Source organism: Vreelandella stevensii S18214, assembly GCF_000275725.1.
Classification (GTDB): Bacteria; Pseudomonadota; Gammaproteobacteria; order Pseudomonadales; family Halomonadaceae; genus Vreelandella; species Vreelandella stevensii.
This window is the reverse complement of record NZ_AJTS01000034.1, coordinates 1-21,945: the sequence shown is the minus strand read 5'-3', so window position 1 is coordinate 21,945 and position 21,945 is coordinate 1. Positions and strand designations below refer to the sequence as shown.

Genomic DNA, 21,945 nt, shown 5'->3' with positions numbered 1-21,945 from the left:
CGGGCTGGCTACCGAGCGTGGGGTTAGTGACACCGAATAGGCTGGCGGGAATGATGGATTTTTTTTAGCTAAAAGCTAAAATTTTTTGCTGCTAATTCGCTGTTAGCTATAATGGTGGCAATGAAAACGATCACTTACCGTAAAAGCGCGTTGGAGGTGTTGCAGCGAATGCCGCGACCTGAGTCGAAGCGCATACAAGGCAAAATCAAGGCCTATGCGGAAGACCCGGAAAGCCAGCGCAACAATGTGAAGGCCTTGAAGGGGAGCGATTATATTCGGCTGCGGGTAGGCGACTGGCGGGTGATCATCGACGAGCATGGCGATGTACTCGACATCATTAACATCGGTGCCCGTGGCGGCGTTTATCAATAAAGTGCCCATAACGCACCAGACAATTTACAGGAGGCTGCATGAGCACACCTCAAATTATTCAAACGCCCACGGGCGAGCGGTTAGTGGTTCTGCCTGAGCAGGAGTACCATGCGTTGCTTGCGCGGCTGGAAGACCAGGACGATATTGACGCTGCCAACGCGGTGGTGGCGCGTGGTGAAGAGTCATTTCCTGTGGCGGTTGTGGATGCGCTGCTGGATGGCGTGGCACCCGTGAAGGTGTACCGCGAATACCGTGGACTACGTGCAGGTGAGCTGGCGGAAAAAGTAGGGATCAGCCAAGGGTACCTTTCCGAAATAGAGTCAGGGAAAAAAAGCGGCTCGTTGAGTGTGCTGACCCGTATTGCGACTGCTTTAGAGGTTGAACTGAGCGACCTTACCTAGCCATCCCTCTTTCCCTACGATAGATGAGCCGCCCCCGCTGGGCGTACTCGACGCGGGGGCGGTCGCGGGTGACGCGATCTTTCAGGCCGCGCTGGTGGGTGGTGGCTTCTGGCGGCGACGCGCGCGAAGGCGTTCGATGGGGTGGCTTTTGCCAAGGGACGAAGCGATGTCGATATCCATAACCCCAGCAATTCCGCGTGTCCTTCAAAGCGCTTCTCAAGCCTGGTCTGATATTGGGTAAATGCTTGCATCACTTTGCGTTTTTTGTGGTCAAAGGCGGTATGGTAGGTATCCGCCAATAACAAGGGGAAGACGTGGTGATGGGGAAAGCGCTAGGTTACGCAGGAGCCGCTCTGCTGGGTGCGTTGATGTTGCAGGGCTGCAGTGGTCCCGAAGAGGAGGCGCCGGCAGAGACGGTGCAGGTGGAAGAGACCGCCGCGGCCGAGCCGGTAGCGGAAGCCGAGCCTATCGAGCCGCTGGAGGTGGAGGTCTCGACCTCTGCTCAACTACTCTCTGACCGCCGATTGATGATTGCGGGCCAGACCAACTTGCCGGACGGAGCCCAGGTACAGGTCGTGGTCGAGCGTGAGCTGAGCCGCGTGCGCTGGCAGGCACGTACTCAAGTCAGGGAAGGGCAGTTCGAAGTCGGGCCGCTGGGTACGGGAAGTGGGTTGCCGGATGGCGGGTACGTGGTGCGAGTACAGCTTTCCGAAGCCGCTGTACAGCCAGCCAGCGTGCGGGCACGCATTGGTGATCTGGGTGAGCATTTGGCGGGAGAGCTGGTCAGCCAGTCCCGCCATGGGTTGGGTCAGGTGGCCACCTACTCGCGGCGTCTCTTGATAGGCAGTGAACCAAGACGAACGCGCGACCAGGTGGACGTGTTTGAGGACAATTAGGGACGGGGAGGTAAAGATGCTTTAGGCAGCACACCAGTGGGCAAGCAGAACGGCATGGATCGACGTGCTATTGGGCGCTTTTGTATAGTGCTCAATGACGTATTGATCATCCCGTTGTACCAGGTAATGCCCGGCCTTGTGGAACACGTGTGTCGGGCCAAGGAGCAGCAGGTCTCCCGCCGACGCTGGTGAAAAATCTGCTTCCTTGGCAGGTGTCACCATCACGCAAGGTGCTTTCCAGTCGATCTTCAACGGCAGGTGATGCGGCACGGTGATAGCAGTGGCCTGAACCTGTTCCCAGGGGAGGGGACCAGTATGGTTCAGGGTGAGCAGTTGCGGCGCGCTGTCTCCTTCCAATAGGGTAGCTAGCGAGCAATCCAGTGCGTCCGCGAGCGCCACCAGGCGTTCATGGCCGATCTGTTTGATTGCCCCAGATTCCCAATAAGAAATGGTGACATCCGACACGCCAACTTTACGTGCTAGGGCAGCTTTGTTGAGCTTGGCCCTAAGCCTCAGTTGCTTGATACGTGAGCCTAGCGATTCCATTTCATCTTCCTATCGATGAGCTAAATCAGCTCGTTAAGTGTACTTCCACCTATTCGGTGGCGCTCAGAACACGCTGTAAACGATGAGAATCGTTCGCATGCATGAACACGAATCATGGGTACTACACCATACTAAGCGATTGTGCTTTAACGCGCATCTTCCACACCGTGGACATTGAGCTTTGCTTATGACGCTTTTAAAGGAAACTCGTTCCCCTGAGGGTGCTGTTGGATATAGCTGGGGCGCGTATAATGTGGCGATGCATTTACCGCCACAAGGATAGATTGATGACCGTACGTACTCGTATTGCGCCTTCCCCCACTGGGGACCCGCACGTAGGCACGGCCTACATTGCGCTGTTCAACCTCTGCTTTGCCCGTCAGCACGGTGGTCAGTTCATCTTGCGCATTGAAGATACCGATCGGGTGCGTTCTACCCCTGAATCAGAACAGATGATTCTCGACTCGTTACGGTGGCTGGGGCTCGAATGGGACGAAGGCCCTGATGTAGGCGGCCCGCATGGCCCTTACCGTCAAAGCGAGCGCGGCGAGATCTATGCACAGTATGCACAGCAGTTGCTGGACGCCGGGCATGCTTTCAAGTGCTATCGCACCAGCGAAGAGCTGGATGAGCTGCGTGAATCCCGCAAGGAAGCAGGCCTGCACCTGGCCCTGAAACCTGCAGACCTGGCGCTGGATGCCGCCGAGCAAGCGCGTCGTGAGCAGGAAGACTGGCCGTATGTCATCCGCATGAACGTGCCCAGTGAAGGCGTTTGTGTGGTCAGCGACATGCTGCGCGGCAAAATCGAGGTGGAGTGGGCGCAGGTGGACGCGCAAATCCTGATGAAGTCCGATGGCATGCCCACCTATCACCTGGCCAACGTGGTCGATGACCATTTGATGGGCATCACCCATGTGCTGCGTGGCGAAGAGTGGATCAACTCGGCACCCAAGCACCAGCTGCTCTACGACTACTTCGGTTGGGAAATGCCCCAGCTCTGCCACATGCCGCTGCTGCGCAACCCGGACAAGTCGAAGCTCTCCAAGCGCAAGAACCCGACCTCGATCAACTATTATCGTCGCATGGGTTTTCTGCCCCAGGCCGTCACCAACTATCTGGGGCGGATGGGGTGGTCGATGCCGGATGAGCGCGAAAAGTTCAGCCTGAGCGAAATGATGGCTGAGTTCGACATTCAGCGGGTATCGCTGGGTGGGCCGGTATTCGATCTGGAGAAGCTGACCTGGCTCAACGGCGTTTATATTCGTGAAGACCTGGATGACGATGCGTTGCTGCTGGCGCTGCGCGAGTGGGCGTTCAACGATGCCTATGTCAAACAGATCCTGCCCCAGGTTCGCCCGCGGGTCGAGACGCTCTCGCAGGTGGTTCCGCTGGCGGGCCATTTCTTCTCTGGGCTGCCCTCGTTGGAAAAGCAGGATTTCGATGCTATCAAGCTGGAAGACGAAGAGCTGGTGAAGCTGCTGCAATTCCTGGTATGGCGCTTCGAAGCCGTCAATGCCTGGCACAAGGAAGCGCTGCTGACGGAAGTCAAACACTTGGCGGAACACTTCGAGCTCAAGATGAAGGCGTTTCTGGCGCCGGTGTTCATTGCCATTACGGGCAGTGCTTCCAGCACGTCCGTCATGGACGCCATGGCGATTCTCGGGTCGGACGTGACGCGGGCTCGCTTGCGCCACGCTATCGAGGTGTTGGGTGGCGTATCGAAAAAGCAGGCGAAACGCTTCGAAAAAGAGTTCCGCGACCTGTAAACACTCGACCTGTACAGAGGGGCAGGGAGCGTCAGATGAGCGGCGAGCGAGATATTTGACGCTTCTTGCGAAAACAGGGTTGACGAAGGCGAGCGTAATCAGTAATATACGCTCCGTCTTCACGACATGTGGGGCCATAGCTCAGCTGGGAGAGCGCCTGCCTTGCACGCAGGAGGTCAGCGGTTCGATCCCGCTTGGCTCCACCATCATTAGCCCATGCTAACGATGTACCATGATGTAAAAAGGTAGATACGTCCCATTCGTCTAGTGGTCCAGGACACCGCCCTTTCACGGCGGGAACAGGGGTTCGAACCCCCTATGGGACGCCACCTTCTCCTGGTTTTTTGTATTTTCCCCCTTCAAAAAGTCTCGATAGCAACCCAATGTCGCGTTGCTTTTTCGGCTGCTTCCTGTTTGGCATTTTAGCCAATTTATCGCTTTTTTTGTCAATATTGTGCTTGACTTGTCCACTTTTGCTCGTCTGGGCAGAGGGTTGTGCACAGCCTTGTGAAGACGTCCCAAAAAATCAGTGTCTTGGCTTAATTCCTTTAAAATCAATGCCTTATATTAGATCAAAAAATGACCAATTTAAGGCTGGGTCACTGTTCATGGCGATTACGGGACGTTTTGTAGTGGTTGTGAACAGGGTTATCCACAGATAGTGTGGAAAACCCTGATCCGGCTGTCAGCGCCAAAATGTCAAGCGCTATTCGCCTTTGCGGAGACGCTTCAATAGCGAAGAAGTATCCCACCGGCCACCTTGCATGCGCTGCACGTCGGCATAGAACTGATCCACCAGTGCGGTAACGGGTAGCGTGGCGTCCAGTCTGCGCGCTTGCTCCAGGCAGATGCCCAGGTCCTTGCGCATCCAGTCGACGGCAAAGCCGTGCTGATACTCATCGGCGATCATGGTCTTGTGGCGGTTTTCCATCTGCCAGGATCCTGCGGCACCTTTCGAAATCACCTCGATCACCTGATGCTGATCCAGTCCTGCCTGTTCGGCAAAGTGCAGACCCTCCGCCAGCCCTTGTACCAGGCCGGCGATGCAGATCTGGTTGACCATTTTGGTGAGCTGGCCGCTGCTGGCAGGGCCCATGAGCGTGACGGCGCGGGCATAGTGGTCAAGCACGGGGGCGACGGCATCGAAAGGGGCCTGTTCACCGCCGCACATGATGGTCAGCGCGCCGTTTTCAGCGCCCTGCTGGCCGCCGGATACCGGGGCATCGATAAAGTGAAGGCTCTGCAGGCGGCAGGCGGCATCCAGCTCCAGTGCCAGGTCGGCTGAGGCCGTGGTGTGGTCCACCAGATAGCTGCCGGGGGCCATGGCCTGCAGCACGCCGTGTTCGCCGGTGGTGACCTGACGCACGTCGTCGTCATTACCTACGCACACCAGCACCAGGTCGGCGCCCTGGGCCGCTTCGGCGGGCGTGGCGTGGGCCGTGCCGCCAAACTGATCGGCCCATGCCTGGGCTTTGGTGGTCGTGCGGTTATAAACGCGGGTGGTCAGGCCCTGCCTGGCCAGGTGTCCTGCCATGGGATAGCCCATGACGCCCAGGCCGATAAAGGCAACGGTAGTGATAGAAGACATAAAGCACCTTTGTTGTTGATGGGGGAGTGGTGTCATGAAGGGGTAGGCTGCACGCAAAAGGCCACCCGTGGGTGGCCTTTGTGTCGCTCAGTTATCGCCGTACAAGCCGCCGATTACTTCTTGGGGTAGTCACGCTGGTCATGACCAGTGTAAAGCTGGCGTGGACGACCGATCTTGTAGCTTTCGCTGAGCATTTCGTGCCAATGGGAGATCCAGCCAATGGTACGGGATACCGCGAAAATCACGGTAAACATGTTGGTTGGAATACCCATGGCCTTGAGGATGATGCCGGAGTAGAAATCGACGTTCGGGTACAGCTTGCGCTCGATGAAGTATTCGTCTTCGAGAGCGATCTGCTCCAGGCGCTTGGCAATCTTCAGCTGCGGGTCATCTGCCAGGCCCAGCTCGGCCAGTACTTCGTCGCAAGTCTCTTTCATGACCTTGGCGCGCGGGTCGAAGTTACGGTAAACGCGGTGACCGAAGCCCATCAGCTTGAACGGGTCGTTCTTGTCTTTTGCCTTGTCCACGAAGCGCTGAATGTTCTCTTCGGAATCGTCGCCGATTTCGTCGAGCATGTTCAGCACGGCTTCGTTGGCGCCGCCGTGTGCCGGGCCCCAGAGTGCCGCGATGCCCGCACTGATACAGGCAAACGGGTTGGCGCCGGTAGAGCCTGCCAGGCGTACGGTGGAGGTGGAGGCGTTCTGCTCGTGGTCCGCATGCAGCATGAAGATGCGGTCCATGGCTTTGGCGTACACCGGGTTGATCTTGTACTCCTCGCAAGGGTTGCTGAACATCATGTAGAGGAAGTTCTCTGCATAGCTCAGGTCGTTGCGCGGGTAGTTGAAGGGTTGGCCAACGTTATACTTGTGCGACATGGCGGCCAGGGTAGGCATTTTGGCAATCAGGCGAATCGCGCTGATGACGCGGTCTTCTTCCTGAGTGATGTCCATGTGGTCATGATAGAACGCTGCCAGACCACCGACCACGCCACACAGAATCGACATCGGGTGTGCGTCGCGACGAAAGCCCTTGAAGAAGTTGTTGATCTGATCGTGCACCATGGTGTGATTGCGAATACGCGATTCGAAATCGGTGTACTGCTCTTTTGTGGGCAGTTCACCAAACAGCAGGGTGTAGCACACTTCGACGAAGTTGGATTCTTTTGCCAGTTGGTCGATGGGGTAGCCGCGGTGCAGCAGTACGCCCTTGCCGCCATCGATGTAGGTGATTGCGGACTGGCAGGAAGAGGTGGCCATGAAGCCGGGGTCGTAGGTAAACAGGCCTTCGGCGCCCAGGCCGCGCACGTCGATGACGTCGGGGCCAAGTGTGCCGGAATACATGGGTAGTTCGATCGTCTTATCGAGACCGTCTACCGTCAATGTCGCTTTCCTGTCAGCCATGATGGCCTCCTTTCGAGTTCGGTTTGGGACGTAAAGTCGTTGTTTCGCATGCCGCGCCGGCGAAAAGGCTTGCCCACTATAGAAGTGTGCGACATTTTGTCAATTAGCCGTAATGCTAGACATGCTTGTACAGGATGTGTTGTTTTGGATAATAATTGTATATGATTAACCGAGATCTATAGTACCGAAGTGACAGAGGGTTGACGATACGTTAACAGGCTTATCAAACCGTCCATCTAATGTCACTATAACCATGCTGCATCGCAAAATCGACTCAGACCATTGGCTATTTTCTTGCACCATGGTCGAGTTAAGTCTGAGATCGGTTTGTCAGCAGGGGCTAAGGTTCTTATAATCCACGGCGCGCGACCGGCAGGTAGGTGGTCGTGCCCGACTTGGCAACGGCCGAGCCCCTTCCAGCAACCACCGCCCGCTCGGGTTATGCCCGACCGTCGCTGAGCGGGCCAAGAGAGTGTGTATAACGCCGTGAATAGCAAACGACCCGTAAACCTAGACCTGACTACGATACATTTCCCACTGCCAGCGCTGACGTCGATTACGCACCGTATTACCGGCGTGATCCTGTTCGTCGGGCTGATCTTCGCTTTCTGGGCGCTGGGTAAATCCCTGTCATCTCCGGCTGGCTTTGACGCTGTCAGCAATGCCCTGGCGAATAACGTCCTCGCCAAGTTTGTGGCCTGGGGGCTGCTGTCTGCCCTGGCATTCCACTTCGTGGCAGGCATCAAGCACCTGCTCATGGATGCCAACATTGGCGTGACCCTGGAGGGTGGTGTGAAAAAAGCACAGGCTACGGTCGTAGTCAGTGCGGTTCTGATTATTCTGGCAGGAGTTTGGGTATGGTAACCAACATCACGAGTTTTGGCCGTAGCGGTCTGTCCGATTGGCTGATGCAGCGGGTATCCGCCGTCATTCTGGCCCTTTACACGGTCTTCATCGTCGCTTACCTGCTGTTTAATCCGAACCTGGATTACTACACCTGGAGTGGGCTGTTCGAGCAAACCTGGATGCGTATCTTCTCGCTGCTGGCCTTCATTTCCATTGCAGCGCACGCCTGGATCGGTTTGTGGACAGTCACTACCGATTACCTCAAGTCCACTCGCCTGCGCGTGGGTGCCCAGACGCTGATCATTCTGGCCATCTTCGTATACCTGGTGTGGGGCATCCAAATTCTGTGGGGAGCTTGATCTATGTCTAACCTTCGTAGCCTGACGTTTGACGCCATCATCGTGGGTGGCGGTGGCTCTGGCCTGCGTGCCGCTCTTGAACTGGCCAAGTCCGGTAAAAAGACAGCGGTACTGTCCAAAGTGTTCCCGACACGCTCCCACACGGTTTCTGCTCAGGGCGGTATCACCTGTGCGATTGCCTCCGCCGACCCGAACGACGACTGGCGCTGGCACATGTATGACACCGTCAAGGGCGGCGACTATATCGCTGACCAGGACGCTGCCGAGTACATGTGTTCAGAAGGCCCCAAGGCCGTCTTCGAACTCGAGCACATGGGCCTGCCGTTCTCGCGTTTCGACAATGGCCGCATCTATCAGCGTCCGTTCGGTGGTCAGTCCAAGAACTTTGGTGAAGGTGGTCAGGCGGCACGTACCTGCGCCGCCGCCGACCGTACCGGTCACGCGCTGCTGCACACCCTTTACCAGAACAACCTGAAGAACAACACCACGTTCCTGAACGAGTGGTACGCGGTGGATCTGGTCAAGAACGCCAACGGTGACGTGGTGGGCTGTATCGCCATGTGCATCGAAACCGGCGAAGTGGTACACGTCAAGTCGAAAGCCACCGTGCTGGCGACCGGCGGTGCCGGACGCATCTACGCGTCGACCACCAACGCCCTGATCAACACGGGTGACGGCATCGGCATGGCGCTGCGCGCTGGTTTCCCGATGCAGGACATGGAAATGTGGCAGTTCCACCCGACCGGTATCTACGGTGCGGGCACGCTGGTCACCGAAGGTTGCCGTGGTGAAGGTGGCTACCTGGTCAACAAGGATGGCGAGCGTTTCATGGAGCGCTATGCGCCCAACGCCAAAGACCTGGCGGGCCGTGACGTCGTGGCGCGTTCCATGGTCATGGAAATCCTCGAAGGCCGCGGCTGTGGCGAGAAGGGCGACCACGTGTTCCTGAAGCTGGATCACCTAGGCGAAGAAGTACTTGGCAAGCGTCTGCCCGGCATCGTCGAGCTCTCCAAGACCTTCGCTCACGTCGACCCGGCCAAGGACCCGATTCCGGTCGTACCGACCTGCCACTACATGATGGGCGGTATCCCGACCAACATTCATGGTCAGGCGATCACCCAGGACGAGAGCGGCAACGACAAGATCGTCAACGGTCTGTTCGCGTGTGGCGAAGCTGCCTGTGTATCGGTACACGGTGCCAACCGTCTGGGCGGCAACTCGCTGCTGGATCTGGTGGTCTTCGGTCGCGCTGCGGGCATGTTCATCGAAGGCGCGCTGAACGAAGGTATCGAATACCTGGATGCCTCCGAGTCGGACATCGAAACCGCCATGAAGCGCATCACTCGCTGGAACGAATCTGAAGGCGGTGAAAGCATTCCTGAGCTCAAGGCCGAGCTGCAAAGCATCATGCAGAACTCTTTCGGTGTATTCCGTGAAGAGAAAAACATGCAGGAAGGTGTCAAACAGCTGGCGGAACTGCGTGGCCGCATCGACAATGCGCACCTGCCGGACAAGTCCAACGCCTTCAACACTGCCCGTGTCGAAGCGCTGGAGCTGGACAACCTGATGGAAGTGGCAGAAGCAACGGCGATTGCTGCCCTTGAGCGTAAAGAGAGCCGTGGTGCCCACTCGCGCTACGACTACCCCGACCGTGATGATGTCAACTGGCTGAAACACTCGCTCTACTTCCCGGCTAGCAAAGAGCTGAAGAAGCGCGACGTCAACTTCAAGCCGAAAACAGTCGATACGTTCGAGCCGAAGGTTCGCACCTACTAATCTCCGCACCGACGAGAGGGAGACACCATGTCAAATCTTCAGGTATCCGTGTATCGCTACAACCCGGAAACCGACTCCGCGCCCTACATGCAGGAGTTCCAGGTCGATACCAAAGGTCGCGATCTGATGGTGCTGGATGTACTGCACCTGATGAAAGAGCAGGACAGTGGCCTGGCCTATCGCCGCAGCTGCCGTGAAGGCGTGTGCGGCTCCGATGGCATGAACATGAACGGCAAGAACGGCCTGGCGTGCATCACGCCGCTGTCGGACGTCGTGAAAAACAACAAGCTGACTCTGCGTCCGTTGCCTGGCCTGCCGGTCATCCGTGACATGGTCGTGGACATGGGCTTGTTCTACAAGCAGTACGAGCGCATCCAGCCGTATCTGCAAAACGACACGCCAGCGCCCGCCATCGAGCGTCTGCAGTCGCCAGAAGAGCGCGACAAGCTGGACGGCCTGTACGAGTGTATCCTGTGTGCCTGCTGCTCCACGTCCTGCCCGTCGTTCTGGTGGAACCCGGACAAGTTCGTGGGCCCGGCGGGTCTGCTGCAGTCATACCGCTTCCTGGCCGACAGTCGCGATACCGCCACCCGTGAGCGTCTGACCAGCCTGGAAGACCCGTTCTCGGTATTCCGTTGCCGCGGCATCATGAACTGCGTGGCGGTATGTCCGAAAGGTCTGAATCCGACTCGTGCAATTGGTAAAATTCGTGAAATGTTGCTCGCAGATGCGACGTAACTCATTAATCCTGTGAAAAAAAAGCGACTACCACGTAAGTTGCATCACAAAGCTACTTAAATCGTGGCGCTTCGCTTGTTATCATAGGGGCTGTCATGGTGCGGCGACGCGCCGCACCATGGATCAGCCAAGTTTAAAAGCCGGTGCGACGAGTACCGGCTTTTGACCATGAACTGGTAATGAAACGCGTCATCATACGTGTTTGAACAAGGGCTACCGGCCTCAGGTCGGCGCCGCCGGCAAACGTCCCGCCCCGCCGGCAGGGCAATAGCGATGTCGTTGCACGCATGCAGCGATGCCGATACCACCCCATCAGTGCAGGGTGACCGAGAGATGCAACAAGGCATAATGGAGTTGATGTGGCGTTCCTCTCACGTTAGTGGTGGCAATGTCCACTACGTGGAAGCGCTTTACGAGCAGTACCTCGCCGATCCTGATTCTGTCTCAGACGAGTGGCGCAGCTATTTCGATCAGTTGCCGCGTGCTGAAGGCAGTGCCTCCCACGATGTTCCACTAAGCCCCATTCGTGATCAGTTCTACCAGCTTGGCCGTGAAAGTCGCCCAGGCCGGATAGTCGCCGCGTCCGACAGCGGTGAAAACAAAAAGCAGGTCAAAGTCCTGCAGCTGATCAACGCGTATCGCTTCCGTGGCCATCAAAAGGCCAATATCGACCCGCTTGGTCTGCGTAATCCCACCCCCGTCCCCGACCTCGACCTGTCATTCCATCAGCTGTCCAAAGCTGATCTTGATACCGAGTTCCAGACAGGTTCTTTCTTCCTGGGTATTGATAAAGCACCGCTGCGCGAGATCGTCGACGCGCTGGAGCAGACCTACTGCCGCTCCATCGGCTGCGAAATCATGCACATCGTGGATACCGAAGAGAAGCGCTGGCTGCAGCGTCGTTTCGAATCGGTACGCAGCGCGCCCAAGTTCAGCGATGACGTGCGCAAGCACGTACTGGAGCGCCTGACGGCTGCGGAAGGTCTGGAAAATTACCTGGCCTCCAAGTACCCGGGTACCAAGCGCTTCGGCCTGGAAGGTGGCGAGTCGTTCGTACCGATGATGGACGAACTGATTCAGCGCGCCGGTGGCTATGGCACCAAGGAAGTCGTGATCGGCATGGCCCACCGTGGCCGCTTGAATCTGCTGGTCAACATCCTGGGCAAGAACCCTGCGGATCTGATCGACGAATTCGATGGCAAGAAAGTCATCGAGCGTGGTTCTGGTGACGTGAAATACCACCAGGGCTTCAGCTCCAACGTCATGTCGCCTGGTGGCGAAGTCCACCTGGCCATGTCGTTCAACCCGTCGCATCTCGAAATCGTCGCGCCGGTGGTGGAAGGCTCGGTACGTGCCCGCCAGGATCGCCGCAACGACGCTGACGGAAGCAAAGTGCTGCCGATCAACGTTCATGGCGATGCTGCCTTCGCGGGGCAGGGTGTGGTCATGGAGACATTCCAGATGTCCCAGACCCGCGCCTACAAGACCGGTGGTACGGTACACATCGTCATCAACAACCAGGTGGGGTTCACGACCTCCAACCCGGCCGATGCACGCTCCACCGAATACTGTACTGACATTGCCAAGATGGTTCAGGCGCCGATTTTCCATGTCAACGGCGATGATCCGGACGCGGTCATTCACGCTACGCAAGTGGCCCTGGATTACCGTCAGCAGTTCAAGAAAGACGTCGTCATCGACCTGGTGTGCTACCGCCGTCGCGGCCATAACGAAGCCGACGAGCCATCGGGCACCCAGCCGCTGATGTACGCCAAGATCAAGGACCACCCCTCCTCACGCACGCTGTATGCGCAGCGTCTGATCGAGCAGGGCGTGCTGTCCGAAGACGACGCCAAAGCCATGGTGGAAACCTACCGCGATGATCTCGTGGCAGGCAATCACGTGGCCAACGCACTGGTTCAGGAACCCAACAAGTCGCTGTTCGTCGACTGGGCTCCCTACCTGGGCCATGAGTGGACCGGCAATGCCGACACCACCTTCGACATGAAACGCCTGCAACAGCTGGCGGCGAAGATGTGTGAGATCCCCGACGGTGTCGAAGTACAGCGTCAGGTCGCCAAGATTTATGAAGACCGCCGCAAGATGCAGGCGGGCGGCATGGGGCTCAACTGGGGCTTCGCCGAAACGCTGGCCTATGCCACGCTGCTGGATCAAGGCCACCCGATCCGGATTACCGGTCAGGACGTTGGCCGTGGCACGTTCTCGCATCGTCATGCGGTGGTGCACAACCAGAAAGACGCGACGACCTACGTGCCGCTGCAAAACATGGCCGATGGTCAGCCCCGCTTCACCATCCACGACTCCTTCCTGTCGGAAGAAGCCGTGCTGGCGTTCGAGTATGGCTACTCCACCACGGCTCCCAACGATCTGGTGATCTGGGAAGCGCAGTTCGGTGACTTCTTCAACGGTGCCCAGGTCGTGGTCGACCAGTTCATTTCCTCTGGTGAGACCAAGTGGGGACGCCTGTGTGGTTTGACCATGCTGCTGCCCCATGGCTACGAAGGCCAGGGCCCCGAGCACTCTTCGGCACGCCTTGAGCGTTTCTTGCAGCTGTGCGCCGAGCACAACATGCAAGTGTGCGTACCGACGACGCCTGCCCAGATTTTCCATCTGCTGCGCCGTCAGGTGATTCGCCCGCTGCGCAAGCCGCTGGTGGTCATGTCGCCCAAGTCGCTGCTGCGCCACAAGGAAGCCGTGTCCAGTCTCGAAGATCTGGCCCATGGCAAGTTCCACATGGTGCTGCCCGACCAGGGCAACCTGGATGCAGAGAAAGTCACTCGTGTGATCATGTGCGCTGGCAAGGTCTACTATGATCTGGCCAACTGGCGTGCTGAGAACGAGCGTGACGATACGATCATCCTTCGTCTTGAGCAGCTCTACCCCTTCCCGAAAGAAGAGCTTCTTGAAGTGCTCCAGGCATACGTCAATGTGGAAGACATCGTCTGGTGTCAGGAAGAGCCGCTGAATCAGGGCGCCTGGTACTCCAGTCAGCACCACATGCGTGCCGTGGCCGACCTGTTGAAAGACGGCCTGGGTCGTGAGTTGAAATTCGCAGGGCGTCCTGCCTCGGCTGCTCCGGCAGCGGGCTACATGTCCGTCCACACTGAACAGCAGCGCCAGCTGGTGGAAGACGCTTTTAATATTTAAGCGTCCGCCAGGCTTAGAGAACATATAAGGGAAACGACATGGCTACTGATATCAAAGCGCCAACCTTTCCGGAATCCGTTGCCGAAGGCACCGTGGCCGCGTGGCACAAGAAGCCGGGTGACAGCGTCGAACGCGACGAACTGATCGTTGAAATCGAGACCGATAAAGTGGTGCTTGAAGTCGTCGCACCGGAAGCGGGAACCCTGACCGACGTGATGGCCGAAGAAGGCGATACCGTCGAGTCCGAGCAGGTATTGGGCAAGATTGGTGAAGGCAGCGCCTCGGGCGACAGCGGTAAGAAAGAAGAAAAATCTTCTGACAACGCCGAGAAGGCCGAGTCCAAGGAAGCCGCTAAGCCAGCCGCCGGTGGCAAGCAGCACGACGTGAAGGCGCCCAGCTTCCCTGAGTCCATTCAGGAAGGCACCGTGGCGACCTGGCACAAGAAAGTAGGCGAAGCGGTCAAGCGTGACGAAGTGCTGGCCGACATCGAAACCGACAAGGTCGTGCTGGAAGTCGTGGCGCCTGCCGATGGTGCCCTGGCGGAAATCAAGGCAGAAGAAGGCAGCCAGGTTGAGTCCGAAGCGATTCTGGCAACCTTCGTAGAAGGCGGTGGCAGTGACCAGGCCAGCGCTTCTTCTTCCAGCAGCGCTTCCAACGACGCTGACGATGAAGGCGCCGATGAGAAGGTGGGTGACAAAGTGCTGGCACCGGCTGCTCGCAAGATGGTTGCCGAGCACGATCTGGACGTTTCCAGGATCGAAGGTACCGGCAAAGGCGGTCGCATTCTGAAAGAAGACGTTCAGAAAGCCGTCAAGGATGGTTCGGCCAGGAAAGCTGCCAAGTCCTCTGCGCCGGCCAAGGCTGCGGTGGCTCCGGCGGTGGCGGGTGAGCGCGAAGAGAAGCGCGTACCGATGACCCGTCTGCGCCAGACCATCGCCAAGCGCCTGGTTCAGGCACAGCAGACCGCGGCGATGCTGACCACGTACAACGAAGTGGACATGACGGAAATCATGGCCCTGCGTGCCCAGTACAAGGACACTTTCCAGAAGACCCACGATGTCAAACTGGGCTTCATGGGCTTCTTTGTAAAAGCCGCTTCCGAAGCGCTCAAGCGCTTCCCGGACGTCAATGCCTCCATCGACGGCACCGACATCGTCTACCACGGTTATCAGGATATCGGTGTCGCCGTCTCCACCGACCGTGGCCTGGTGGTACCGGTATTGCGTGATACCGACAGCATGAAGATCGCTGACGTCGAGCGCAGCATCGTCGACTTCGGCAAGCGTGGCCGTGACGGCAAGCTGGGCATGGACGACATGATCGGCGGTACCTTCACCATCACCAACGGTGGCACCTTCGGTTCACTGATGTCGACGCCGATCATCAACCCGCCGCAGACCGCTATCCTGGGCATGCACAAGATTCAGGATCGCCCCATGGCGGTGAACGGCAAGGTCGAGATTCGCCCGATGATGTATCTGGCGCTCTCCTACGACCACCGCATGATCGATGGTAAAGATGCGGTAAGATTCCTGGTGACTATCAAAGAGCTGCTGGAAGACCCGGCTCGCTTGCTGCTGGACGTATAACGAAGCGCGTTGATCCGCCTTCGCTGTTGATGAAACGTTCTCTGCAATCGCACTTTGCCTCCTGCCCGGTTTAGATCAACCCGGGAGGGGGCAGCCAAGCTAAAGGAGCCAACATGGCTGACAAGTTTGATGTGATCGTTATCGGTGCTGGCCCTGGTGGCTACGTAGCGGCTATCCGCGCTGCGCAGCTGGGCCTGAAAACCGCCTGTGTTGAAAAATGGATTGGCAAGGAAGGCAAGGTCGTCCACGGCGGCACCTGCTTGAACGTAGGCTGTATCCCGTCCAAAGCGTTGCTTGAAGCGTCGCACAAGTTCGTCGAAGCCAAGCACGATTTCGATGACATGGGTATCGAAGCCGGTGACGTCACCATGGACGTCAAGAAAATGATGGCCCGCAAGGACAAGATCGTTAAGAACTTGACCGGCGGCATCTCTGGCCTGTTCAAGGCCAACGGCGTGACCGCCATCGAAGGTACCGGCAAGGTCGTATCTGGCAAGCAGGTCGAAGTCACCGATCTGGACGGCAACACCACCGCCTACGACGCCGACAGCATCGTCATTGCGGCAGGCTCCGTGCCGGTGGAAATTCCGCCCACGCCGCTGACCGAAGGCCTGATCGTCGACTCTACCGGCGCACTGGAATTCCAGGAAACGCCCAAGCGCCTCGGCGTGATCGGCGCTGGCGTCATCGGCCTGGAGCTGGGCAGCGTCTGGAACCGTCTGGGTTCTGAAGTCACCGTGCTGGAAGCGATGGACTCCTTCCTGCCGATGGTCGACACCACGATTGCCAAAGAGACTCAGAAACTGCTCAAGAAGCAGGGCCTGGATATCAAACTGGGCGCCCGTGTGACCGGCTCCGAGACCAACGGTGAAGAAGTCATCGTCAAGTACTCCGATGCTGACGGCGAGCAGGAAATCACCTTCGACAAGCTGATCGTATGTGTTGGCCGTCGTCCCTACACCAAAGGCGTCGTAGCCGATGGCATGGGTGTCGAGCTGGACGAGCGTGGCTTCATCTTCGTGGACGACCAGTGCCGTACCAACGTGCCGGGCGTTTACGCGATTGGCGACTGTGTACGTGGCCCGATGCTGGCCCACAAGGCGTCTGAAGAGGGCATCATGGTGGCGGACATCATCGCCGGTCACAAGGCCGAGATGAACTACGACACCATCCCCAGCGTCATCTATACCTTCCCGGAAGTAGCTTGGGTCGGCATGACCGAGCAGGACGCCAAGGCCAAGGGTATCGAAGTCAAGACCGGTAGCTTCCCCTTCGCAGCCAGCGGCCGTGCCATGGCCAACAACGCCACCGAAGGCAGCGCCAAGATCATTGCCGATGCGGAAACCGACCGTATTCTCGGTATGCACATCGTGGGTCAGCACGCCGGTGAGATGATCGCCCAGGGCGTGATCGCCATGGAATTCGGCTCCAGCGCCGAAGACCTGGCATTGACCTGCTACGCGCACCCGACCATGTCGGAAGCCGTACACGAAGCTGCTCTGGCGGTAGAAGGTCATGCCATTCACATGGCCAACCGCAAGAAGCGCAAGTAATTCGCTAAGCAACAACCAAGCGCCACCGTCAGGTGGCGCACCACTTTCATGGCGGCGTGGCAACTCGCCGTCATGAAAGTACGGGGATGACCAGCACCTGCAAGATGTTCTTCAGGGCGACTGATCATCGTTCGAGTCACATGCAACCAATGGCATGAATCGATGAACCTTCACGAGTATCAAGGTAAACAGCTGTTTGCCGATTATGGTCTGCCAGTGTCCAAAGGCTTTGCCGTGGACACTCCCGAAGAAGCAGTAGAAGCGTGCAAAAAGATCGGCGGCGACATGTGGGTCGTCAAAGCCCAGGTTCACGCTGGCGGCCGCGGTAAAGCGGGCGGCGTCAAGCTGATCAAGGACCCGGCAGAAGCCAAAACCTTCGCCGAGCAGTGGCTGGGCAAGAACCTGGTCACTTACCAGACTGACGAAAAAGGTCAGCCGGTTGCCAAGATTCTGGTAGAGACCTGCACCAACATCGCCGACGAGCTGTACCTGGGCGCGGTCGTTGACCGTACCACTCGTCGCGTCGTGTTCATGGCCTCCACCGAAGGCGGTGTCGAGATCGAAACCGTCGCCGAAGAGACGCCGGAAAAGATCCTCAAGGCCGAAATCGATCCGCTGGTCGGCGCACAGCCCTACCAGGCGCGTGAGCTGGCGTTCGCGCTGGGTCTGGAAGGCGATCAGGTGAAGCAGTTCACCAAGATCTTCCTGGGTCTCTCCAAGCTGTTCCACGACAAGGATCTGGCGCTGCTCGAGATCAACCCGCTGGTGATCACCGACGAAGGCAACCTGCACTGCCTGGACGCCAAACTGGGCCTCGACAGCAACGCCCTGTACCGTCACCCGGACCTGCAGGCGATGCGCGATCCTTCCCAGGAAGATCAGCGTGAAGCCGACGCCGCGAAGTGGGAACTGAATTACGTGGCCCTCGACGGTAACATCGGTTGCATGGTCAACGGCGCTGGCCTGGCCATGGGCACCATGGACATCGTCAACCTGAGCGGCGGCAAGCCGGCCAACTTCCTGGACGTTGGCGGCGGCGCGACCAAAGAGCGCGTAGCCGAAGCGTTCAAGATCATCCTGTCTGACGACAACGTCAAAGCCGTTCTGGTGAACATCTTCGGCGGTATCGTTCGTTGCGACATGATTGCCGAAGGCATCATCGGTGCCGTTGAGCAAGTCGGCGTCAACGTGCCGGTCGTCGTTCGCCTGGAAGGTAACAACGCTGAATTGGGCGCTGAGAAGCTGGCGTCCAGCGGTCTGAACATCATCGCTGCTACCAGTCTGACCGACGCGGCTCAGCAGGTTGTCAAAGCAGCGGAGGGCAAGTAATGAGTATCCTGATCGATAAGAACACCAAGGTCATCTGCCAAGGGTTCACCGGTGGCCAGGGCACGTTCCACTCCGAACAGGCGATTGCCTATGGCACGCAAATGGTCGGCGGTGTTACGCCGGGCAAAGGTGGCCAGACGCACTTGGGCCTGCCCGTGTTCAACACCGTGAAAGAAGCGGTCGAGAAAACCGGCGCAGAAGCCAGCGTGATCTACGTACCGGCAGCGTTCTGCAAAGACTCGATCCTTGAAGCGGCCAACGCTGGCATCAAGCTGATCGTGTGCATCACCGAAGGCATCGCGACCCTCGACATGCTCGAAGCGAAAGTAAAATGCGACGAGCTGGGCGTACGTCTGATCGGCCCGAACTGCCCCGGCGTGATCACCCCGGGCGAATGTAAAATCGGCATCATGCCGGGTCACATTCACCAGCCGGGTAAAGTGGGTATCGTATCGCGTTCCGGTACCCTGACCTACGAAGCGGTCAAGCAGACCACTGACCACGGTTTCGGCCAGTCTACCTGTGTCGGCATCGGTGGTGACCCGATTCCGGGCTCCAACTTCATCGACATCCTGGAGATGTTCGAGAAGGACCCGAAAACCGAAGCGATCGTGATGATCGGTGAAATCGGCGGCACCGCTGAAGAAGAAGCCGCGGCTTACATCAAGGCCAACGTTTCCAAGCCGGTGGTTTCCTACATTGCCGGTGTGACAGCACCTCCCGGCAAGCGTATGGGCCACGCTGGCGCCATCATCTCTGGTGGTAAAGGTACTGCCGACGAGAAATTTGCTGCCCTGGAAGACGCCGGTGTCAAAACCGTACGCTCCTTGGCGCAAATTGGCGATGCACTGAAAGAAGTGACCGGCTGGTAAGCCGCGCACTTTTTCAGAGCGCTAAAAAAGGGCACCTTCGGGTGCCCTTTTGCATGGTGCTGCTCATGGCCTCGCCGACGCTTGCCGCGAGGCCATGCCGGGGTCAGGCGGCGGGTTTCGCCACTAGCGAGCGGGTCTCTTCACGGGCTTCCGTGAGCGAGACACGCAGGCTGTCGCCCAGTTTGAAGCGCTCTTCGCCTTCGATCTGAATGCGGCCCTCTTTATCGTCGATCACCACCTTGTCGCGGTCGCTATGCATCAAGGGGGCTGGCACGAAGGCCGTGGCGCCGTTTTCGATCAGACGCACCCGCATGCCGCCACGATTGATGGCCATGATTTCGGCCTCGAAGGTATCCTGGTTCTGTGCTGCCGGGGTCAGGTAGCGAACGTAGAGCCAATCTTTCACGTCACGCTCGGCCATACGGTTCAGGCGGCGGCGTTCGGTGAGCTGCTCGGTGAGCTGCTGGCTGGCCTCTGCCGGGGCCTGTTCACCCTTGAGCACGCGCTTGATCAAGCGGTGGTTGACCATATCGCCATACTTGCGGATCGGCGAGGTCCACGTGGCGTAGGCGGGCAGCCCCAGGCCGAAATGTGGGCCAGGTTGGGCCGACATGCTGGTGAAGCCCTGGAAACGGCGCAGGCGGGCATCCAGCCAGGCGTCGTCACGGCTTTCCAGTGCGCGCTTGAGCTCTTTGTAGTGCGCCAGCTCGGTGAGTGCTTCCTGGGCCACGTCGATCTCCTGACTGGCGAGGAACTCCTGAGCCGCTTCGGCTTTTTCGGGCTCGAAGGCGCGGTGCACGTTGAAGATGCCGTGGCCGATATGGCTGGCCAGGAAGTCGGCACAGCAGGCGTTGGCCGCAATCATCGACTCTTCGATCATGCGGTTGGCGATGCGCCGGTCTTCGGTACGCACGCCCAGCACGTTGCCTGCTTCGTCCAGATCGAACACGTAATCCGGGCGGTCCTTGAACACCAGTGCGTGCTCGTTGCGCCAGGCGGTGCGGGCTTCCGTCAGGGCCTGCAGTGCTTTGAGCTGCTCGGCAATCTCCTCGGCCGGTGCCCAGTCGCCCTGGCCTTCGATCCAGTCAGAGACGCGCTCGTACACCAGCTTGGCGTGGGAGGTCACGTTGGCGGCAAAGAAGCGGTAGTCGCCCAGGCTGCCGTCGGCGTTGATGTCCAGCGTACACGCCAGGGCCGGGCGCTCCTGGCCTTCCCACAGCGAGCACAGGTCATCGGCCAGCTGCTCCGGCAGCATGGTGACGTTCTGGCCCGGCAGGTAAACCGTGAAGGCACGCACACGCGCTTCCAGGTCGGCCGCGTGCTCCTCATCCACATACGCCGTGGGGTCGGCAATGGCCACGCTCAGCTGCCAGCCGCCTTCCGGACGCGCCACCACGTGCAGGGCATCGTCCATATCGCGGGTCTTCTCACCATCGATGGTGAAGAAGGGGCGTTGCGTCAGGTCTTCCCGAGTCAGGCCCTCATCGCGCAGCGGCCAGTCGCTACCGGCATCCGGGCACTCCTGCTCCAGCGCGTGGCGCGCCAGGGTGACACGCCACGGCACGGCGGGGTTGTCGACCTTGGCGACCAGCTCGTCGATTTGGGCAAAGAAGCCGCGATCGTTCTCCTTGAGCGGATGGCGCACCAGACGCGCCACGACCCAGTCGCCGTCGCCAATGCTGTCTTCGTCCAGGCTGTTCTTGATGCGGGCTTTCAGCACATTGCGAATCGAGGGGTGATCGGGCACCACTGCCAGGCGGCCTTCGCGCTTTTGCACGCGGGCGATGAAGCGGTCCAGGCCCGCTTCGATCAGCTTCTCCGGCTCGACGGATTTTTTGTCGCCGTTCTCATGAATCACGGCTTCGACGCGGTCGCCGTGGAGCACCTGCTTCATGGCAGGCGGCGGCACGAAATAGGATTCGCCGCTGTCGGTTTCAAGAAACCCGAAGCCTTTTTCGGTGGCTTTGATCACCCCTTCGGCGCGGGGAGTGGTTTCACGGATCTGTTGCTTGAGCTGGGCAAGCAGGGAGTTATTTTGAAGCATGTGTTCGATCAGTTGGCGAGAGTAGGGTGCCACTATACGGATTCCCGTTGGCTGCGCCAATCGTTGCCCTTGGGTAAGTCACGCCCGCTCAGGCGGGTCAATGACTTACCCGCTTGCGGATGAATCGGTTAAGCTGAGGCTCACTTCATGCGCCACGCCCAAGGAGCCTGTATGACCCCACGCCTGATTGTTTCCGACCTGGACGGTACGCTGCTGGGTAGCGACCACCGGTTACACGACAGCACGGTAGACGTACTGCGCGCCCTGGTGCAACAGGGTCACCGTGTGGCGCTGGCCTCGGGCCGTCATTACCACGACATGCGGGTGTTTCGTGAGGAACTGGCCATTCCGGCCCATTTGATCAGTACCAACGGTGCTTACACCCACGCCCCGGATGACCGCTTGGTCAGCGCGTCTCACCTGGCACCTGAACATGCACACACCTTGATTCATCTGCCCCGGCCCCCGCAGGTGCGCCTGAGCCTGTATCGCGATGAGGGTTGGCATGTCGATGCCGAAGCGCCCCACCTGCTGTCGCTGCACGCCTCCACCGGGTTCACCTATGACGTGGTGCCGCCCGAACAGATGGACCGCCACGGGGTGGGCAAGGTGCTCTATCTGGGTGACCCCCAGGCGCTGGCCGAACTGGAGGCCCAGGCCCACGCGGCACACGGTGAGGGGCTGCACATCACCTACTCCACG

At 58.7% G+C, this 21,945-nt stretch carries 18 protein-coding genes and 2 tRNA genes; 16 read left to right on the top strand and 4 right to left on the bottom strand.

Translation table 11 applies throughout. From position 1 onward, the window contains the following. Positions 1-111 precede the first annotated feature (111 nt). The 3 genes from HSS18214_RS0106825 to HSS18214_RS0106815 all read left to right on the top strand — a co-directional run bounded on the left by HSS18214_RS0106825 (position 112) and on the right by HSS18214_RS0106815 (position 1,669). Positions 112-372 (top strand): type II toxin-antitoxin system RelE family toxin, encoded by a 261-nt coding sequence (locus tag HSS18214_RS0106825; protein ID WP_337459486.1) that lies wholly within the window; start codon positions 112-114, stop codon positions 370-372. A 38-nt stretch (positions 373-410) separates the two neighbouring features. Beyond that, the gene (locus HSS18214_RS0106820) at positions 411-773 is read left to right on the top strand and encodes a helix-turn-helix domain-containing protein (protein ID WP_016914539.1); all 363 of its coding nucleotides are present in this window, start codon (positions 411-413) and stop codon (positions 771-773) included. Between the two features lie 320 nt (positions 774-1,093). Beyond that, positions 1,094-1,669 (top strand): hypothetical protein, encoded by a 576-nt coding sequence (locus HSS18214_RS0106815; RefSeq protein ID WP_026001787.1) that lies wholly within the window; start codon positions 1,094-1,096, stop codon positions 1,667-1,669. Positions 1,670-1,690: 21 nt separating this feature from the next. On the opposite strand, the gene HSS18214_RS0106810 is transcribed toward HSS18214_RS0106815, so the two are convergent. Beyond that, positions 1,691-2,215, bottom strand: a complete 525-nt coding sequence (locus HSS18214_RS0106810; protein WP_016914537.1) for a helix-turn-helix domain-containing protein — start codon at positions 2,213-2,215, stop codon at positions 1,691-1,693. A gap of 287 nt (positions 2,216-2,502) precedes the next feature. Here HSS18214_RS0106810 and gltX point away from each other — a divergent pair, with 287 nt between their 5' ends. From gltX to HSS18214_RS0106795, 3 genes are all read left to right on the top strand, one after another. Further along, a complete protein-coding gene (gltX, locus tag HSS18214_RS0106805; protein WP_016914536.1) occupies positions 2,503-3,981 on the top strand; it encodes a glutamate--tRNA ligase in 1,479 nt (492 codons plus the stop codon). 130 nt (positions 3,982-4,111) lie between these two features. Next, positions 4,112-4,187, top strand: a tRNA-Ala gene (locus HSS18214_RS0106800). Positions 4,188-4,234: 47 nt separating this feature from the next. Next, positions 4,235-4,310: transfer RNA gene (locus HSS18214_RS0106795), tRNA-Glu, on the top strand. Between the two features lie 377 nt (positions 4,311-4,687). On the opposite strand, the gene HSS18214_RS0106790 is transcribed toward HSS18214_RS0106795, so the two are convergent. Beyond that, positions 4,688-5,569, bottom strand: coding sequence for an NAD(P)-dependent oxidoreductase (locus HSS18214_RS0106790; protein WP_016914535.1), 882 nt, complete (start codon positions 5,567-5,569; stop codon positions 4,688-4,690). A 113-nt stretch (positions 5,570-5,682) separates the two neighbouring features. Then, positions 5,683-6,969 (bottom strand): citrate synthase, encoded by a 1,287-nt coding sequence (gene gltA, locus HSS18214_RS0106785; RefSeq protein ID WP_026001786.1) that lies wholly within the window; start codon positions 6,967-6,969, stop codon positions 5,683-5,685. Positions 6,970-7,455: 486 nt separating this feature from the next. Between gltA and sdhC the strand changes: the two genes are divergently transcribed. The 9 genes from sdhC (at position 7,456) to sucD (ending at position 19,199) form a co-directional block, all read left to right on the top strand. Continuing rightward, complete coding sequence (gene sdhC, locus HSS18214_RS0106780) at positions 7,456-7,833, top strand: succinate dehydrogenase, cytochrome b556 subunit (protein ID WP_170919473.1); 378 nt, start codon at positions 7,456-7,458, stop codon at positions 7,831-7,833. Beyond that, entirely contained in the window at positions 7,827-8,174 is a 348-nt protein-coding gene (gene sdhD / locus HSS18214_RS0106775) for a succinate dehydrogenase, hydrophobic membrane anchor protein (protein ID WP_016914532.1), read from the top strand. The genes sdhC and sdhD overlap by 7 nt, the downstream gene beginning before the upstream one ends. A 3-nt stretch (positions 8,175-8,177) precedes the next feature. Further along, a complete protein-coding gene (gene sdhA, locus HSS18214_RS0106770) occupies positions 8,178-9,950 on the top strand; it encodes a succinate dehydrogenase flavoprotein subunit (protein WP_016914531.1) in 1,773 nt (590 codons plus the stop codon). A gap of 27 nt (positions 9,951-9,977) precedes the next feature. Then, entirely contained in the window at positions 9,978-10,688 is a 711-nt protein-coding gene (locus tag HSS18214_RS0106765) for a succinate dehydrogenase iron-sulfur subunit (RefSeq protein ID WP_016914530.1), read from the top strand. A gap of 333 nt (positions 10,689-11,021) precedes the next feature. Continuing rightward, entirely contained in the window at positions 11,022-13,856 is a 2,835-nt protein-coding gene (locus HSS18214_RS0106760) for a 2-oxoglutarate dehydrogenase E1 component (protein WP_026001785.1), read from the top strand. A 38-nt stretch (positions 13,857-13,894) separates the two neighbouring features. Continuing rightward, positions 13,895-15,445 (top strand): 2-oxoglutarate dehydrogenase complex dihydrolipoyllysine-residue succinyltransferase, encoded by a 1,551-nt coding sequence (gene odhB / locus HSS18214_RS0106755; protein ID WP_016914528.1) that lies wholly within the window; start codon positions 13,895-13,897, stop codon positions 15,443-15,445. 113 nt (positions 15,446-15,558) lie between these two features. Next, positions 15,559-16,998 (top strand): dihydrolipoyl dehydrogenase, encoded by a 1,440-nt coding sequence (lpdA, locus tag HSS18214_RS0106750; RefSeq protein ID WP_016914527.1) that lies wholly within the window; start codon positions 15,559-15,561, stop codon positions 16,996-16,998. Positions 16,999-17,160: 162 nt separating this feature from the next. Then, a complete protein-coding gene (gene sucC, locus HSS18214_RS0106745) occupies positions 17,161-18,327 on the top strand; it encodes an ADP-forming succinate--CoA ligase subunit beta (RefSeq protein WP_016914526.1) in 1,167 nt (388 codons plus the stop codon). After that, on the top strand, positions 18,327-19,199 hold the full coding sequence (gene sucD / locus HSS18214_RS0106740) for a succinate--CoA ligase subunit alpha (protein ID WP_016914525.1): 873 nt from the start codon (positions 18,327-18,329) through the stop codon (positions 19,197-19,199). The genes sucC and sucD overlap by 1 nt, the downstream gene beginning before the upstream one ends. A 103-nt stretch (positions 19,200-19,302) precedes the next feature. Here sucD and HSS18214_RS0106735 read toward each other — a convergent pair whose 3' ends face one another. Next, positions 19,303-21,243, bottom strand: a complete 1,941-nt coding sequence (locus tag HSS18214_RS0106735) for an exoribonuclease II (RefSeq protein WP_040460885.1) — start codon at positions 21,241-21,243, stop codon at positions 19,303-19,305. Positions 21,244-21,414: 171 nt separating this feature from the next. On the opposite strand from HSS18214_RS0106735, the gene HSS18214_RS0106730 reads away from it, so the two are divergent. Next, a partial coding sequence (locus HSS18214_RS0106730; RefSeq protein ID WP_016914523.1) for an HAD-IIB family hydrolase occupies positions 21,415-21,945 on the top strand: 531 nt, incomplete at its 3' end.